The sequence below is a fragment of the uncultured Brevundimonas sp. genome (genome assembly GCF_937863155.1).
Classification (GTDB): Bacteria; Pseudomonadota; Alphaproteobacteria; order Caulobacterales; family Caulobacteraceae; genus Brevundimonas.
In genome coordinates this window covers 1-16,877 of sequence record NZ_CALMFB010000033.1, presented here as the reverse complement: position 1 = coordinate 16,877, position 16,877 = coordinate 1, and the positions used below count along the sequence as shown (strand labels likewise).

16 protein-coding genes and 1 pseudogene are annotated in these 16,877 nt (G+C 69.7%); 9 read left to right on the top strand and 8 right to left on the bottom strand.

What is annotated here, in order from left to right; translation table 11 throughout:
- A pseudogene (gene gatB, locus Q0581_RS05460) lies at positions 1–325 on the bottom strand (Asp-tRNA(Asn)/Glu-tRNA(Gln) amidotransferase GatCAB subunit B); the annotation flags it as partial.
- Between the two features lie 126 nt (positions 326–451).
- On the opposite strand from gatB, the gene Q0581_RS05455 reads away from it, so the two are divergent.
- The gene (locus tag Q0581_RS05455) at positions 452–793 is read left to right on the top strand and encodes a hypothetical protein (protein ID WP_298698334.1); all 342 of its coding nucleotides are present in this window, start codon (positions 452–454) and stop codon (positions 791–793) included.
- Here Q0581_RS05455 and Q0581_RS05450 read toward each other — a convergent pair.
- From Q0581_RS05450 to Q0581_RS05425, 6 genes are all read right to left on the bottom strand, one after another.
- Entirely contained in the window at positions 790–1,137 is a 348-nt protein-coding gene (locus tag Q0581_RS05450; RefSeq protein WP_298698332.1) for a DUF779 domain-containing protein, read from the bottom strand. The two genes, Q0581_RS05455 and Q0581_RS05450, sit on opposite strands and share 4 nt — an antisense overlap.
- Positions 1,138–1,201: 64 nt before the next feature.
- Positions 1,202–2,719 carry an aldehyde dehydrogenase gene (gene adh / locus Q0581_RS05445; protein ID WP_298698330.1) on the bottom strand — a complete coding sequence of 506 codons (1,518 nt, stop codon included), beginning with the start codon at positions 2,717–2,719 and terminating at the stop codon, positions 1,202–1,204.
- A gap of 148 nt (positions 2,720–2,867) precedes the next feature.
- Complete coding sequence (locus Q0581_RS05440) at positions 2,868–3,842, bottom strand: GAF domain-containing protein (protein WP_298698328.1); 975 nt, start codon at positions 3,840–3,842, stop codon at positions 2,868–2,870.
- A gap of 72 nt (positions 3,843–3,914) precedes the next feature.
- Positions 3,915–5,393, bottom strand: a complete 1,479-nt coding sequence (gene gatA / locus Q0581_RS05435) for an Asp-tRNA(Asn)/Glu-tRNA(Gln) amidotransferase subunit GatA (protein WP_298698326.1) — start codon at positions 5,391–5,393, stop codon at positions 3,915–3,917.
- Between the two features lie 2 nt (positions 5,394–5,395).
- The gene (gene gatC / locus Q0581_RS05430; RefSeq protein WP_298698324.1) at positions 5,396–5,683 is read right to left on the bottom strand and encodes an Asp-tRNA(Asn)/Glu-tRNA(Gln) amidotransferase subunit GatC; all 288 of its coding nucleotides are present in this window, start codon (positions 5,681–5,683) and stop codon (positions 5,396–5,398) included.
- An 87-nt stretch (positions 5,684–5,770) separates the two neighbouring features.
- A complete protein-coding gene (locus tag Q0581_RS05425; RefSeq protein WP_298698322.1) occupies positions 5,771–6,289 on the bottom strand; it encodes a hypothetical protein in 519 nt (172 codons plus the stop codon).
- Between the two features lie 73 nt (positions 6,290–6,362).
- On the opposite strand from Q0581_RS05425, the gene ruvX reads away from it, so the two are divergent.
- The 6 genes from ruvX to dprA all read left to right on the top strand — a co-directional run bounded on the left by ruvX (position 6,363) and on the right by dprA (position 11,952).
- A complete protein-coding gene (ruvX, locus tag Q0581_RS05420; protein ID WP_298698336.1) occupies positions 6,363–6,845 on the top strand; it encodes a Holliday junction resolvase RuvX in 483 nt (160 codons plus the stop codon).
- Positions 6,842–7,762 (top strand): AEC family transporter, encoded by a 921-nt coding sequence (locus Q0581_RS05415; protein ID WP_298698321.1) that lies wholly within the window; start codon positions 6,842–6,844, stop codon positions 7,760–7,762. Before ruvX ends, Q0581_RS05415 begins: the two co-directional genes overlap by 4 nt.
- Before the next feature lie 43 nt (positions 7,763–7,805).
- A complete protein-coding gene (locus Q0581_RS05410) occupies positions 7,806–8,783 on the top strand; it encodes an aspartate carbamoyltransferase catalytic subunit (RefSeq protein ID WP_298698320.1) in 978 nt (325 codons plus the stop codon).
- A gap of 127 nt (positions 8,784–8,910) precedes the next feature.
- Positions 8,911–10,194 carry a dihydroorotase gene (pyrC, locus tag Q0581_RS05405; RefSeq protein ID WP_298698317.1) on the top strand — a complete coding sequence of 428 codons (1,284 nt, stop codon included), beginning with the start codon at positions 8,911–8,913 and terminating at the stop codon, positions 10,192–10,194.
- 40 nt (positions 10,195–10,234) lie between these two features.
- Complete coding sequence (gene plsY / locus Q0581_RS05400) at positions 10,235–10,873, top strand: glycerol-3-phosphate 1-O-acyltransferase PlsY (protein ID WP_298698315.1); 639 nt, start codon at positions 10,235–10,237, stop codon at positions 10,871–10,873.
- Entirely contained in the window at positions 10,870–11,952 is a 1,083-nt protein-coding gene (dprA, locus tag Q0581_RS05395; RefSeq protein WP_298698313.1) for a DNA-processing protein DprA, read from the top strand. Before plsY ends, dprA begins: the two co-directional genes overlap by 4 nt.
- 18 nt (positions 11,953–11,970) lie before the next feature.
- Here dprA and Q0581_RS05390 read toward each other — a convergent pair whose 3' ends face one another.
- Positions 11,971–12,249, bottom strand: coding sequence for a hypothetical protein (locus tag Q0581_RS05390; protein WP_298698311.1), 279 nt, complete (start codon positions 12,247–12,249; stop codon positions 11,971–11,973).
- Between the two features lie 154 nt (positions 12,250–12,403).
- On the opposite strand from Q0581_RS05390, the gene topA reads away from it, so the two are divergent.
- Complete coding sequence (gene topA, locus Q0581_RS05385; protein ID WP_298698310.1) at positions 12,404–15,013, top strand: type I DNA topoisomerase; 2,610 nt, start codon at positions 12,404–12,406, stop codon at positions 15,011–15,013.
- 44 nt (positions 15,014–15,057) lie between these two features.
- Positions 15,058–16,877, top strand: a 1,820-nt coding sequence (gene mutL, locus Q0581_RS05380) for a DNA mismatch repair endonuclease MutL (RefSeq protein ID WP_298698309.1), incomplete at its 3' end; no start/stop codon positions are given.

Sequence of the window (16,877 nt, the reverse complement as noted above, 5' to 3'; positions counted from 1 at the left end):
GATACAGCTGGCTGATCTGATAGCCGGTGGGCAGGTCGGGATAGAAATAGTTCTTGCGGTCGAACTGGCTGATCCGGTTGATCTGCGCCCGCAGGCCCAGGCCGGTGCGCACCGCCTGTTCGACGCAATAGGCGTTCAGCGTCGGCAGCATGCCGGGGAAGCCCGCGTCCACCAGCGACACCTGCTCGTTCGGCCCGGCCCCGAAGCCGACGGCGGCGCCGGAGAACAGCTTGGATTTCGACGCCACCTGGGCGTGGATCTCCAGCCCCATGACGATTTCCCAGTCGCCAGTGCGACCTTTGATGGTTTTGGCGGTGTCGGTCATGACTGTGCGATAGCCCCAGGCGCGGCGCGAGGAAAGCCGTCAGGGCGCAATTTCACGGCTTTCCACTTCGCCATTGAACCCCATCCACCGCTGGTGTTCTCTCAAGCCTCCCGCAGGAGAAAACCCATGATCCGATCCCTCGCCGCCTCCCTGGCCGTGCTGGCGTGCGCCGCCGCCGGCGCCGCCGCCGCCCAGACGCCCGCTCCGACGCCGCCGGCGCCCTCGACCGATACACCGGCCCCGGCTGCCGCCCGGCCCACGATCACCAGCTCGATCAAGGCGCTGCTGGCCAATGCCGAAACCCGCGCCGTGGTGGAAAAGCACCTGCCCGGCATCGGCGACCATCCGGCCCGGCCCCAGTTCGAGAACATGACCCTGGCCCAGGTCGCCCCCATGTCCCAGGGCGCCATCACGCCTGAGATCATCGCCGCCATCGACGAGGACCTGAAGAAACTGCCGGCCGCTTAAACCTGGCCTTCGACGGGCGGGACGGCGCACAGCGTCGACCGCACCAGGAAGCGCCGCTCCCGCCCGTTATCCAGGCTGAACATGCCGCCGCGCCCCGGCGCCACGTCGATGGTCAGATCGGTGTGCGCCCAGGCGGCGGCCTGACTTTCGGAAATATAGAAGGGCGCGCCGTCGATCTCGCCCAGCTTCACGTCGCGGTCGCCGACGATGAAATCGCCCACCGCATAACACATGGGGCTGGACCCGTCGCAGCAGCCGCCCGACTGGTGAAACAGCACCGGCCCGTGATCGGCCACGATCTCCGCCAGCAGGTCACGCGCGGCCGGGGTGAAGGTCACCGTCATGCGTTTGCTCCGTTTTGGGGCGGCCCGGCCGAGACCGAAACCGCCCCGCCCCGGGGAGGAGTCCTCAGAAGAAGCCCAGCTTGTTGGGGCTGTAGCTGACCAGCATGTTCTTGGTCTGCTGATAGTGGTCCAGCATCATGCGGTGGTTCTCGCGGCCGATGCCCGACTGCTTGTAGCCGCCGAAGGACGCACCCGCCGGATAGGCGTGATAGCAGTTGGTCCACACCCGGCCCGCCTGGATGCCGCGGCCGAAGCGATAGGCGCGGTTGACGTCGCGGGTCCACACCCCGGCGCCCAGGCCGTACAGGGTGTCATTGGCGATCTGCAGCGCCTCTTCGTCGGTCTTGAAGGTGGTGACCGACACGACCGGGCCGAAGATCTCCTCCTGGAAGACCCGCATCTTGTTGTGGCCCTTCAGCACGGTCGGCTTGATGTAGTAGCCGCCGGCCAAGTCACCCGGCAGTTCGGCCGCCGCGCCGCCCGTCAGAACCTCGGCGCCTTCCTGGCGGCCGATGTCCAGATAGGACAGGATCTTCTCCTTCTGCTCCGACGACGCCTGGGCGCCGATCATGGTCGACGGGTCCAGCGGATCGCCCTGGGTGATGGCCTCGACGCGCTTGATGGCCCGTTCGATGAAGGCCTCATAGATGTCTTCGTGGATCAGGGCCCGGCTGGGGCAGGTGCAGACCTCGCCCTGGTTCAGGGCGAACATGGCGAAGCCTTCCAGCGCCTTGTCGAAGAAGGCGTCGTCGGCGTCCATCACATCCTTGAAGAAGATGTTCGGGCTCTTGCCGCCCAACTCCAGCGTCACCGGGATCAGGTTCTGACTGGCGTATTGCATGATCAGCCGGCCGGTCGTCGTTTCGCCGGTGAAAGCGATCTTGGCGATGCGCGGATTGCTGGCCAGCGGCTTGCCCGCCTCCAGCCCGAAGCCGTTGACGATGTTCAGCACGCCCGGCGGCAGGATGCCGTCGATCAGTTCGGCCAGCACCAGGATCGACGCCGGGGTCTGTTCTGCCGGCTTCAGAACGACGCAGTTCCCCGCCGCCAGGGCGGGCGCCAGCTTCCACGCCGCCATCAGGATGGGGAAGTTCCACGGAATGATCTGGCCCACCACGCCCAGCGGTTCGTGGAAATGATAGGCGACCATGTCCTGGTCCAGCTCGCCGATCCCGCCCTCCTGGGCGCGGATGCAGGCGGCGAAATAGCGGAAGTGATCGACCGCCAGCGGAATGTCGGCCGCCAGGGTTTCGCGCAGCGGCTTGCCGTTGTCCCAGGTCTCGGCCTCGGCCAGGGTCTGGAGATTGGCCTCCATCACATCGGCGATGCGGTTCAGCAGGATGGCGCGCTGGGTCACGCTGGTGCGGCCCCAGGCGTCCTTGGCGGCGTGGGCGGCGTCCAGGGCCGCCTCGATGTCGTCGGCGTCGGAACGGGCGATCTCGCACAGGACGCGGCCGTTCACCGGCGAACTGTTCTCGAAGTATTTTCCGGCCTTGGGCGCGGCCCAGGCGCCGCCGATGTAGTTGTCGTAGCGCGCCTTGAACTTGGGCGTCACGGCGCGGATGAATTCGGGCTTGGTCACGGCTGGGCCTCCTGTCGTTTCCTGCGGCGCCGGCGAACCCGACGTCTCGGAATGGAAGCTCAGCCCGCACCGGCCGATGCGCCAGCCGTCCGCGCCATGGTGCGGCGCACACCTGTCTCAGGATTGCGACACCTGCCCTGCAACGGGTTCAGCCGTCGTGGCTGAGGTCCAGCCGGTTCAGCTTGCGGTGCAGGGTCGCGCGGCTGACGCCCAGCGCCCGCGCCGCCGCCGAGACATTGCCGCCGTTCAGCGCCAGGGCGCGTCGCACCGCCCCGCGCTCGGCCTCCAGCAGATCGGCCTCGGCCGAGCCGGCGTTCAGCACCTCCGACGCCGCAAGTTGCCCGGCGATCCGTTCGTCGGTGATGGCCAGGGCCAGGCGCGCCGCGCGCGTGGCGCCGACCACCAGATCGTCGCGATCCACCGCCAGCAGGGAGGCCGCATTCCGGTCCGCCCCCTCTCCCGCCAGGACGATGCGCGCCTCGCTGAACGCCTGGCGAAAGGCCTGGGCCTCGATGGTGCGGGCCGCATCGGCCACGGTGGCGGCGATCAGGCCCAGCATCAGCTCGGTGGCGTGGTCGGCCCGCGCCGACGACACGTCCAGCACCCCCACCAGCCGCCCCCAGGGGTCGTGCAACGGATGGCTGATGCAGCTGAGGCCCGTATTGCGGCTGTGGAAATGCTGGTCCCGATGGATGGTCAGGGGCCGTTTTTCGGTCAGGGCTGTGCCGATGGCGTTGGTGCCCTCGACCGCCTCGGACCAGACGGCGCCCGGCCACAGGCCCCAGCGGCGGAAGGTCTCGTCATCGGCCGCCGCGCCGCGCCGGTCCACCGGCACCCCTTGCGCGTCGCACAGCAGGACACAGCACCCCGCATCCCCGACCGCCAGGAACAGCCGATCCAGCGCGGCGTCGGCCGCCCGCATCATCGGCTCCATCGCCTCGCGCGCCTGACGCAGCTGGTTGTCGCTCAGGCTTTCGGCCCGGCCACGGTCTTCGGGGTCCAGGCCATGCAGGGTCATGGACCGCCGCCACGACGCCGCCAGGGCCGAGCGCGCCGGCCCGTCCCCGTCGTCCAGAACCTGTTTGATCAGGCTGCCATGGCCGCCCGGCGTCCGCTGACCCACGGCGCGCGCTCCAACCGTCTTGTCCGGTCGAAGATCAGACGCCCATCGCCGCCGCGCGTCAATGCGGGGCGATCACCACCAAGGCTCGGCCTTGCCCGTGAACCCGGCCGCGTCTTCCAGCGCCTTGCCGACGCGAAAGACGGTGGCTTCGTCAAGCGCCTTGCCGATGACCTGAAGGCCCAGCGGCAGGCCGCCGGAATCGACGCCCGCCGGCACCGAAATCCCCGGCAGGCCGGCCAGGTTGGCGGTCACCGTGAAGACGTCGTTCAGATACATCGTCACCGGGTCGATCTGCTTGTCCCCCAGCGCAAAGGCCGCCGACGGCGTGGACGGCGTCAGCACGGCGTCCACCTGGTCCCAGACATTGTCGAAATCCTGGGCGATGCGGCGGCGCACCTTCAGCGCCTTGACGTAGAAGGCGTCATAGAAGCCGGCCGACAGCACATAGGCCCCGATGGTCAGGCGGCGCTGGACCTCCTTGCCGAAGCCTTCGGCCCGGCTGGTCTCATACAGGTCGTTCAGGCTGGACGCCTTTTCGGCCCGATGGCCGAAGCGCATGCCGTCGTACCGCGCCAGGTTCGACGACGCCTCGGCGGGGGCCACGATATAATAGGTCGGCAGGGCGTATTTGGTGTGCGGCAGGCTGATCTCGACGATCTCGCAGCCGGCGGCCTTCAGCCATTCGACGCCGCGATCCCACAGGGCCTGAATCTCGGCCGGCATGCCGTCCACCACATATTCGCGCGGCACGCCGATGCGCAGCCCCTTGACCCCCTGGCTGACCGACTGGGTCCAGTCGGGGGTTTCGATGTCCAGGCTGGTGGCGTCCTTGGCGTCATAGCTGCACATGGACCGCAGCATCAGGGCCGCGTCGGCGACGTTTTTGGTGATCGGCCCCGCCTGGTCCAGCGAACTGGCGAAGGCCACCATGCCGAACCGGCTGGCCCGGCCATAGGTGGGCTTGATCCCGACCGTGCCGGTAAAGGCCGCCGGCTGGCGGATCGATCCGCCGGTGTCGGACGCCGTGGCCGCCAGGCACAGGTCGGCGGCGACCGCGCTGGCCGAACCGCCCGACGATCCGCCCGGCGTCAACTCGGCGTTGGAGGCGTTGGATTTCCAGGGGTTCTTCACCGGACCAAAAGCCGAGGTCTCGTTGGACGAGCCCATGGCGAACTCGTCCATGTTCAGCTTGCCCAGCATCACCGCCCCATCGCGCCACAGATTGGCGGTGACGGTGGATTCATAGGGCGGAACAAAGCCGCGCAGCATGTTGGACCCGGCCGCCGTCTGAACCCCCTCGGTGCAGAACAGGTCCTTGATCCCCAGCGGTGCGCCTTCCAGCGCCCCGCCCTGCCCTGTCGCCAGTTTGGCGTCGGACGCCTTCGCCATCGCCATCGCCTTGTCGGCGGTGACCGCGACATAGGCGTTCAGGGCCGGGTTGGCGGCCTCGATCCGGCCCAGGAAGGCGCGGGTGATCTCTTCAGAGGAAAACGTCTTGGCCTTCAGGCCGTCGACCGCTTCGGTCAGCGTCAGTTGGGTCAGGTCGCTCATGACTATTCGACCACCTTGGGCACGACGAAGAAGCCGTCAGCGGACTTGGGCGCGTTCGACAGCACATCGGCCACCTTGTCGCCGTCGGTGACCACATCGGCCCGCATCTTCAGGCGCGCGGCGACGTTCGAGGTCATCGGCTCGACGCCCTGCACGTCCACCTCGTCCAGCTGTTCGATCCAGTTCAGGATGCCGTTCAGCTCGGCGGCCAGGGGCTCCAGCCGATCCTCGGGGGTCTTGATGCGGGCGAGGTGGGCGACGCGCCTCACCGTCGCGGCGTCGATGGCCATGCGGCCCTCCGGATGCGCGAAAGGGGAAAGAGGCGGGATTAGCCGCCCCGCCGGGCTTTCACAAGGCGTCGGCCGCCCGCAGGCGCCTCAGGACGCCGGGGCCAGGGTCACCGCCTGGGGCGCCGCGCCGTCTTCGCCCGTCTTCCAGGCCAGGATCAGGCGGCGTTTCTGGCTGCCGATCCGCTGGGTCTCGGGGTCCATGACGCTTTCCTGGACTTCCAGATCGACCACGCCGGGGGCGGCGCGCAGCACGCGATAGTCCAGGAAGTCACCGATGCGGAACACCCGCCAGCCCTGGGCCGCGTCGATGAAGAAGGCGACATAGGTGTAAAGCCCGTTCATGGCCGGATCGCCGCCGGCCGTGCCGAACAGTTTGGCGTTCTGGCCCTCCAGCGGCGTCACCTCGGTCACCGAGGCCGCGGTCTGGATCGCGGCCGTGCTTTCGGGCGCCAGGGTCTGGGGCGCCGCCGTGGGCGTCAGGGCCGCGACCTGTTCGGGCGCCGAACCGGACGATCCGCCCATGGCCACCTGTCGGCGGCTTTCGACCTGGGCGTCACAGGCGCTGAGCGCCAGAAGGGTGCAAACGAACACAAGGGGACGCGCCATCAGCCAACCTCCTCAAGTCGAACGGCCCATCCTGCCTCTGGACACGGCCTTGCGCCAGACCTACCGCAGTCTTGTGTCCGTTCTGTCTCTCACCGACCTGCCCGCCGCCTGCCCGCCCGGAACGCCCTGGCTGGGGCTGGACCTGGGCGAGACCACTATTGGCGTGGCCGTTTCCGACGCCACGCGGATGATCGCCAGCCCGCTGACGCTGATCCGCAAGACCAAGTTCACGCCCGACGCACAGCAGCTGTTCAAACTGATGGACCAGCGCGGCGCCAGCGCCCTGGTCATCGGCCTGCCGGTCAATATGGACGGGACAGAGGGGCCGCGCGCCCAGTCGTGCCGCGCCTTCGCCCGCAATCTGGAGCGGATCCGCCCCGTCAATATCGCCTTCTGGGACGAGCGTCTGTCGACCACGGCGGTCGAACGCTTCCTGATCGACGAACTGGACCTGAGCCGCAAACGCCGCGCCGATGTGGTGGACCGCACCGCCGCCGCCTGGATTCTGCAGGGCGCGCTGGACCGGGTGCGCGATCAGGCGACCTGGATCGAATGAGCGCTCTGATCGACGGCTTCTTGCCGGTCTTTCTGATGATCGCCCTGGGCTGGGGGCTGAAGGCGTCAGGCTTCCTGACCGGCGACGCCTGGAAGCCGGTCGAGCGCCTGACCTATTTCGTCTTCTATCCCGCCTTTCTGATCCCCGGCATCTGGCAGGCGGACTTCACCGGCGGGGCGGCCGGTGTGGTCGGGCTGGCGACCCTGGCGGGGGCCATGACCATGGCGTTGGCGGCGTTCCTGATCCGGCCGCTGCTGCGGCTGGACGGCCCGGCCTACACCAGCGTGTTCCAAGGGGTGATCCGCTGGAACGGCTTTGTCTTCATCCCGGTGGCGGCGGCCCTGTTCGGGCCGGAGGCGGTGGGCCTGGCGGCGGTGGCCCTGGGGTCGCTGATCCCATCGATCAATGTGGTGTGCGTGCTGGTGCTGTCGAAATGGGGCTCAGGCCAGGGCGGCGGCTGGCGCGCGGTGGGCCGGTCGCTGTGGATCAATCCGATCATCTGGTCGTGCGTCATCGGCACGGCTCTGAACCTGACAGGCGTGGCCATGCCCGCGCCCCTGGTCCAGCCGGCGTCCATGCTGGGCGGGGCGGCCATCGTGCTGGGCCTGATCGTGGCCGGGGCGGGTCTGAGCTTCCGCGACGCGGCCGGGCGGCCGTTCACCGTGGGGGCCGTGACGGCGATCAAGCTGCTGGTCCTGCCGCTGGTCATGGTCGGGTTCGCGCATCTGCTGGGGGCGGATCGGACGGCCATGGGGATCGTGCTGCTGGCCGGCGCGGCGCCGGGGGCGGCGGCGTCATACGTGCTGGCGCGCCAGATGGGCGGGGATGCGCCGCTGATGGCCTCGGTCGTGGCCTTCACCACCGTGGGGGCGCTGTTCACCATGCCGCTGCTGCTGTGGCTGTTCGGCTATCTGTGAATGGCTGGCGCAAAACGACGGCGCGGCCTATAGCGGCGTCTCGATGACCCAGGCCGATGTCACCGACACCATCCGGCAGCGACTGCTGCCCTTTCCGCGCGATCATTTCCTGTCGGCGACCGACCTGAATCCACCGGCGGCCCTGGCCCTGCTGGATCTGGCGGACGCCTTCGTGGACTTCAACCGCCAGTCGGCCAAGGCGCTGGACCTGATGGCCGGGCGCACGGTGGTCAATCTGTTCTTCGAGAACTCGACCCGCACCTCCTCGTCGTTTGAGATCGCGGCCAAGCGGCTGGGCGCCGACGTCGTGACCATGCCGGTCGCCGCCAGTTCGGTGAAGAAGGGCGAGACCCTGATCGACACGGCCGTGACCCTGAACGCCATGAAGCCGGACGTGCTGGTGATCCGGCACGGCGCCTCGGGCGCGGCGGCCCTGCTGAGCCAGAAGGTCGGCTGTTCGGTCGTCAACGCCGGCGACGGGCGGCACGAGCATCCGACCCAGGCCCTGCTGGACCTGCTGACCCTGCGTCGGGCGTTCGGGGATGTCGGCGGGCTGACGGTCGCCATCTGCGGCGACATCGCCCACAGCCGGGTGGCGCGGTCCAACATCGCCCTTCTGACCATGATGGGCGCCGAGGTGCGGCTGATCGGGCCGCCGACCCTGGTGCCGGGCGACGCCGACCGCTGGGGCGTGGCGGTCTTCCACGACATGAAGGAAGGGCTGGACGGCGCCGACGTGGTCATGATGCTGCGGTTGCAGATGGAGCGGATGGACGGCGCCCTGGCGCCTTCGACCCGCGAATATTTCCGCTTCTGGGGCCTGGACCGCGAAAAGCTGGCCTGGGCCGCGCCGGGCGCCAGGGTCATGCACCCCGGCCCTATGAACCGGGGGGTCGAAATCGATTCCGACGTCGCCGACGACCCGGCCGTCTCGCTGATCCAAGACCAGGTCGAAATGGGCGTGGCCGCGCGCATGGCGGTGCTGGCCGCCCTGTCCGAACGCAGAGGAGGCCCGCAATGATCCTCCCCCGACGGGGGAGGGGGACCGCGAAGCGGTGGAGGGGGCCAGCCCCACGCGCCGCTGTCTGGGTCAGCCCCCTCCACCATGCTGCGCATGGTTCCCCTCCCCCGATGTGGGAGGATTTGCGATGACCGCCTTCGCCATCATCAACGCCCGCCTGCTGGACCCCGCCTCCGACTATGACGGCCCCGGCTCCGTCCTGATCGAGGACGGCCGCATCGTCGATGTCACGCGCGGTGGGGGCGGCGCGCCCTCCGGCGTCGAAACCCTGGACGCCGACGGCCTGTGCCTGGCGCCCGGCCTGATCGACATTCGCGTGCGGACCGGAGAGCCGGGCGCCGAGCCGAAAGAGACGCTGAAGTCCGCCGCCCTGTCGGCCGCGGCGGGGGGCGTGACTACACTGGTCATCCAGCCCGACACCGACCCGGCCATCGACGACCCGGCCATGATCGACTTCATCCAGCGGCGCGGCGCGGCTCTGGGCCTGGTCAACATCCGCGCCGCCGGGACCGCGACCAAGGCGCTGGGCGGCGAACGCATGGCCGAGATCGGCCTGATGGACGAGGCGGGCGCGCTCTATTTCACCGATGGCGACCGGGTCATCCGCAACAGCCGCACCCTGATGCAGGTGATGAGCTACGCCACCGCCTTCAACGCCCTGATCGCCTGTCGCCCCGCCGATCCGTGGCTAGCCGAGGGCGGTGTGGCCGCCTCGGGCGAACTGGCCACGCGCCTGGGCCTGTCGGGCGTGCCGGCGGTGGCCGAGCGTATCGGGCTGGAGCGCGACCTGGCCCTGGTCGAACAGACCGGCGTGCGGTTCCTGGTCGATCAGATCTCGACCGAGGGCGCGCTGGAGACCCTGGCCCGCGCCCGCGCGCGGGGGCTTGAGATCGCCGCCAGCGTGTCGATCAACCACCTCTGCTTCAACGAGGTGGACATCGGCGACTATCGCACCTTCTGCCGCCTGGACCCGCCGCTGCGGCCCGAGGGCGACCGGCAGGCCCTGATCCAGGCCGTGCGCGACGGCCTGATCGACGTGATCACATCCGCCCACGCGCCTGCCCCAGCCGAGGACAAGCGCCGCCCGTTCGCCCAGGCCGCGCCCGGCGCCGTGGGGCTGGAGACCCTGCTGCCCGCCGCCCTTGGCCTGCATCACGAACACGGTCTGGACCTGCTGGAGGTGCTGCGGCCCCTGACGCACGGCCCGGCGGCCCTGCTGGGGCTGGAGGCCGGGGTTCTGGCCACCGACGCCCCGGCCGATCTGGTGCTGTTCGATCCTTCGGCGCCGGTGGTGATCGACGCGGCGACCCTGCGGTCCAAGTCCAAAAACACCCCCTTCGACGCCCGCCGCCTTCAGGGCCGGGTCATGGCGACCTGGGTCGGCGGGCGACAGGTGTTCGGGCACGACTGACGTGCTAAACCACCACCAGACGATTCAGGGGGGCTGAAGGGTGCAGGATCTGGTCGCGCCGGCCATGACGACGTTGGGCCTTACGGCGGTCGGCGGCTATCTGCTGGGCTCCATCCCCTTCGGCGTGATCCTGACCCGCGCGGCGGGCGCCGGGGATGTGCGCAAGATCGGTTCGGGCAATATCGGCGCCACCAATGTGCTGCGCACCGGGCGCAAGGATCTGGCCCTGGCCACCCTGCTGCTGGATGCGGGCAAGGGGGCGGCGGCCCTGCTGATCGCGCGCTGGCTGTTCGACAATGACGGGGCGGCGGCCCTGGCGGGCGGGGCGGCCTTTCTGGGCCATCTGTTCCCCGTCTGGCTGGGCTTCAAGGGCGGCAAGGGGGTGGCCACCTTCTTCGGCCTGATGATCGCCGCCTGGTGGCCGCTGGGCCTCGTCGCGGCCGCAATCTGGCTGGTGACCGCCGCTCTGTTCCGCATGTCGTCCCTGTCGGCCCTTGTCGCCGCGGCCGCCACGCCGGTGCTGTCGCTTCTGCCCATCGCCGTGCTGGGCCTACCGACGCCCCTGCCGATCACCCTTTTGGCCGCCTTCGCCGCTCTGCTGATCTGGGTTCGGCACCATGAGAATATCGGTCGTCTGCTGAAGGGGACCGAGCCGCGGATCGGGGCCAAGGCGGCGTGAGCCTGGCCCCGGCCGAGCGTTTCGCCCGACTGCGGCTGGCCCGCACCGAACGCATCGGCCCGGTCGCCTTCGACCAGCTTCTGAAACGCTATGGCTCGGCCCAGGGCGCTCTGGACGCCCTGCCCGGCCTGGTGCGGCGCGCCGGCGGCCCCTCGGTCCCGCCGCCCGTCCAGGCCATCGAGGCCGAAATGGCGGCAGGCCAGCAGATCGGCGCGCAGTTGATCGTGCGGGGCGACGACGCCTATCCGCCCATGCTGGCCGCCGTCGATCCGCCGCCGCCGGTGCTGTGGACCCTGGGCGACGCGGGCCTGCTGTCCCGCCCCTCGCCCGTCGCGGTCGTCGGCGCCCGCGTCGCCTCGGCCGGCGGACAAAGGATCGCGCGCGGGCTGGCGCAGCAGTTGGGCCAGGCGGGCCATGTGATCGTGTCGGGCCTGGCGCGCGGCATCGACACGGCGGCGCACGAAGGGTCGCTGCCCACCGGGACCGTCGCCGTGCTGGGCGGCGGGATCGACGACGTCTATCCGCCCGACAACGCCGGCCTTTATGACCGCATCCGCGCCGAAGGCTGCATCGTCTCGGAAAGCCCCGTCGGCGCCCGGGCCCAGGCGCGCGACTTTCCCCGCCGCAACCGCATCATCTCGGGCCTGTCGCGCGGCGTGATCGTGGTCGAGGCCGAGATCCGGTCCGGGTCGCTGATCACCGCCCGACTGGCGGCGGAACAGGGGCGCGATGTCTTCGCCGTGCCGGGATCGCCGCTGGACCCCCGCTCGCGCGGGCCGAACGAACTGATCCGCAACGGCGCCATCCTGTGCGAAGGCCTTGAGGATGTGGAACGCGCCTTTTCCACCCTGCGCACCCTGCGTGAACCGGCCGTCGATGATCCGTTCCGCGACGCGCCGAGCGAGATCGAGCCGCAGCTTCTGGATCGCGTGGCCGCCCTGCTGTCGCCGACGCCGACGCCGCGCGATGAACTGGCGCGGGCGCTGAACCTGCCGGTCGCGGTCGTGGCCGCCGCCTTGCTGGAGCTGGACCTGAGTGGCCGCGCCACCCTGCTGCCGGGCGGTCTGGCGTCCTTGTGATCCGCCTGCGTCAGCGCGTCAGGATCGTGTGGTGCGCTTTCTGGGACCGGTGTCCACCTGGACCGCAGCGGGCCGCTGGGCGGGCTCGGCGGCCAGTCTGGCGGCAACGTCCAGAGCGCACCCCAGGGTCTCGTCCCCATCCCACCGCGCCATCTGAGCCAGCTCCAACGCCATGGCCCCGATATATTCGCGCACGGGATAGTCGTCTGCGCCTGCGGCCTCATGCGGCGGCGGGCGCTCCGCCTGCTGCTGACCTGTATCGTCGGTTTCAGCGTCCAGCGGCGTTGACTGGGGCATTGTGAATCTCCTCCTGGCCCCCGCACTACACACAACCTATGCGATACGCACAAGCACTCAATTCAACCCCGCCCGACCATCTCTGTTCCCCCCGATTGACAGGACAGGCCGCGCCGACCACGTTCCCCGCCCTCTTCCGGGAACCGCCACGCTCATGAATCTCGTCATCGTCGAAAGCCCGGCCAAGGCCAAGACCATCAATAAATACCTCGGGTCCGACTATGAGGTGCTGGCCTCATACGGCCACATCCGCGACCTGCCGTCCAAGGATGGCTCGGTCCTGCCCGACGACGACTTCGCCATGCAGTGGGAGGTGGACGCCAAGGCCTCCAAGCGGATGTCCGAGATCGCCGAGGCGGCCAAGCGCGCCGACCGCGTCATCCTGGCCACCGACCCGGATCGCGAGGGCGAGGCCATCAGCTGGCACGTTCTGGAGGTCCTGACCAAGAAGAAGGCGCTGAAGGACACGGACGTCCAGCGCGTCACCTTCAACGCCATCACCAAATCGGCCGTGCTGGACGCCATGGCGGCGCCGCGTGACCTGGATATGGAGCTGGTCGAGGCCTATTTGGCGCGGCGGGCGCTGGACTATCTGGTCGGCTTCACCCTGTCGCCGGTGCTGTGGCGCAAGCTGCCGGGCGCGCGCTCGGCCGGTCGGGTCCAGTCGGTGGCCCTGCGCATCGTCGTGGACCGCGAACTGGAGATCGAACGGTTCCGGCCCCAGGAATACTGGTCGGTCGAGGCCGATCTGACCGCCGACAGCCCGCCGTTCACCGCCCGTCTGGTCAAGCACGCCGGCAAGCGGGTCCAGCGTCTGGACATCAAGGACGAGGCCACGGCCCAGGCCGCCCGCGCCGCCATCCAGGCCAGCCCGCTGACGATCCGCTCCATCGAGAAGAAGCCGGTCAAGCGTTCGCCCTCGCCGCCCTTCACCACCTCGACCCTGCAACAGGAGGCCGCGCGCAAGCTGGGCTTCACCGCCCAGCGCACCATGCAGGCGGCCCAGAAACTGTATGAGGGCGTCGACGGCTCGGGCGGCCTGATCACCTATATGCGGACCGACGGTGTCTCGGTCAGCCCCGAAGGCATCGCCCAGGCGCGCGAGGTGATCGGCGACCGGTTCGGTCCGGCCTATGTCCCGGCCGAACCCAAATATTACAAGGCGAAGGCCAAGAATGCTCAGGAAGCACACGAAGCGATCCGGCCCACCGACATCGCGCGCCATCCCGACACCGTGCGCCTGGATGCCGACCTTCAGCGGCTGTACGAGCTGATCTGGAAGCGCATGGTCGCGTCCCAGATGGAGAACGCCCGCCTGGACCGCACCACGGTCGAGATCGAGACCGCCGACGGCCAGACGGCCTTGCGCGCCACCGGCCAGGTCGTCGCCTTCGACGGCTTCATCGCCGTCTATGAAGAGGGGCGCGACGACAAGCCCAAGAGCGGCGCCGAGGACGACGAGGACGACACCACCCGCCTGCCCGCGCTGAAGGAAGGCGCGACGGCCAAGGTCGACGCCGTGCGCGCCGACCAGCATTTCACCGAGCCGCCCCCCCGCTATTCCGAGGCGACCCTGGTCAAGAAGCTGGAGGAGCTGGGCATCGGGCGCCCGTCCACCTACGCCTCGATCCTGACCACCCTGCGCGACCGCAACTATGTCCGCATGGACAAGAACCGGTTCATCCCGGAAGACACCGGCCGCCTGGTCACCGCCTTCCTGGAACAGTTCTTCGCCCAGTGGGTCGAATACGACTTCACCGCCGCCCTGGAGGGCGAACTGGACGAAGTGTCGGCCGGCGACCTGGACTGGAAGGTGCTGCTGCGCAAATTCTGGGGCCAGCTGAAGCCCGCCACGGAAACCGTCACCGCCCGCCAGGGGGTGATCGACGAACTGGACGAGGCCATCGGCCCCTTCCTGTTCCCGCCCAAGCCGGATGGGTCGGACCCGCGCCGCTGCCCCGCCTGCGGAACCGGGCGGCTGCATCTGAAGGCCAGCTTCAAGATGAAGTCGTCCTTCATCGGCTGCTCCAACTATCCCGAGTGCCGCTATACGCGCGGGTTCGGCGAGAGCGCGGGCGGCGAGGACGCGGGTTCGGATCGCGAACTGGGGATCGACCCGGCCACCGGCCAGCCGGTCAGCCTGAAGATCGGCCGCTTCGGCCCCTATGTCGAAACCGCCGGTGACGGCGACAAGCCGAAACGGTCGTCCCTGCCCAAGGGCTGGTCGCCCGCGTCGCTGGACCTGGACAAGGCGCTGCGCCTGCTGTCGCTGCCCCGTCTGGTGGGGCCGCACCCGGAGGACGGCAAGCCGATCACGGCGGGTCTGGGGCGCTATGGCCCCTTCATCCTGCATGACGGCACCTACGCCAATGTGTCGGATATTGATGAGGTTTTCGAGGTCGGCCTGAACCGCGCCGTGGCCCTGCTGGCGGAAAAACGCGCCGGGCGGGCGGGCGGGCGCGGAGCCGCGACGGCGCCGCTGAAAGACCTGGGCGTCCACCCCGAGGACGGCGCCCCCGTGCATGTCATGGCCGGCCGGTTCGGTCCCTATGTCAAATGGGCCAAGGTCAACGCCACCCTGCCGCGCGGCACGACGCCCGAGGACATGACCCTGGAGGCCGCCCTGCCGCTGCTGGCCGCCAAGGCCGCCGCCGCGCCCAAGAAGAAGGCCCCCGCCAAGAAGGCTGCGGCCAAGATCCCGGCGGCCAAGAAGCCCGCCGCCAAGAAGCCGGCGGCGAAGAAGAAGGCCGCGCCCAAGACCTGACAGGACAGCCGATAGGGGTGAAGCGTGATAGGCTGACGAATCCCATGCCCATCCGTCGCCTCCCGCCCGAGACCGTCAACCGCATCGCCGCCGGCGAGGTGGTCGAACGCCCGGCCAGCGCCGTCAAGGAACTGGTCGAAAACGCCCTGGACGCCGGCGCCGCGCGCGTCGAGATCCAGGCCGACGGCGGGGGCCTGTCGCGCATCCTGATCGCCGACGACGGCAAGGGGATTCCGGTCGATGAACTGCCGCTGGCGGTCGAACGTCACGCCACGTCGAAACTGGCGCCCGACGATGCGGGCGATGTCGATCTGCTGCGCATCCACACCCTGGGCTTCCGAGGCGAGGCCCTGCCCTCGATCGGCTCGGTCGCCCGCCTGACCATCACCGCCCGCAGCGCGGGAGAAGCCGCCCATGCCGTCACGGTCGAGGGCGGCGACCAGCGGCCGGTCGCCCCGGCCGCCTTCCCCGGCCCGCATGGCGCGCGGGTCGAGGTGCGAGACCTGTTCTACGCCACCCCCGCGCGGCTAAAATTCATGAAGTCGGCCCGCGCCGAGGCCATGGCCATTTCGGAGGAGATCAAGCGCCAGGCCATGGCGCACGAGGCCGTGGCCTTCACCCTGGACCTGGACGGCAAGACGACCCTGCGCCTTCCGGCCGAACACCCCGGCCCCGAGGGGCGGCTGAAGCGTCTGTCGGCCCTGCTGGGTCGCGATTTCGAGGCCAACGCCCTGCTGATCGACCAGGAGCGCGACGGGGTGCGCCTGTCCGGCTATGCGGGTCTGCCGACCTATTCGCGCGGCAATGCGGCGCACCAGTATCTGTTCGTCAACGGCCGCCCGGTGAAGGATCGGCTGCTGCAAGGGGCGCTGCGCGGCGCCTACGCCGACTTCCTGGCCCGCGACCGGCATCCGGCGGCGGTGCTGTTCCTGGATATCGACCCCCTGTTCGTGGATGTGAACGTCCACCCGGCCAAGGCCGAGGTGCGGTTCCGCGATCCGGCCCTGGTGCGCGGCCTGATCGTCGGGGCCTTGCGCCACGCCCTGGCCGCCGCCGGCCACCGCGCCTCGACCACCGTGGCGGCCGACGCCCTGGTGGGGTTCACGGCCCATGCGGGACCGCAGGCGTTCAGCCCGTCATCCCCCTCGGCCCAGGGGTTCAGCGGCTGGACCGGCTGGGACCGGCCGGTCGCGGCGGTCAATGACGTCCTGCCAGGCCTGCACGAGCGGTCGGCGCGGGTCGAGGACGTCGCGGCCCAGATCGCCCCCTGGCCCGACCACGCCGCCGTGGCGCCGCCGCCCGACCCGGTCGCCTTCCCCCTGGGCGCCGCGCGAGCCCAGGTGCACGGAACCTATATCGTAGCGCAGACCCGCGACGGCATCGTGGTGGTCGATCAGCACGCGGCCCACGAACGGCTGGTCTATGAGCGGATGAAGGCCCAGATGGCCGAGGGCGCCGTTGTCCGCCAGGCCCTGCTGACGCCCGAGGTGGTCGATCTGGACCCGGCCGAGGCGGATCGCGTCCTGGCCCGCGCCGACGAACTGGCGGCCCTGGGCCTGATCGTCGAACCCTTCGGCGGCGGCGCGGTTCTGGTGCGCGAGACGCCGGCGCTGCTGGGCGACTGCGACGTTCAGGGGCTGATCCGAGACATCGCCGACGACCTGAGCGAACACGGCGCGGCCCTGGCCCTGTCGGAACGTCTGGGCGAGGTGTGCGGGACCATGGCCTGTCATGGCAGTGTCCGCTCCGGACGGGTTCTGAACGCCACCGAGATGAACGCCCTGCTGCGCCAGATGGAGGCCACCCCCCACTCGGGCCAGTGCAACCACGGCCGCCCGACCTATGTCGAGCTGAAGCTGGCGGA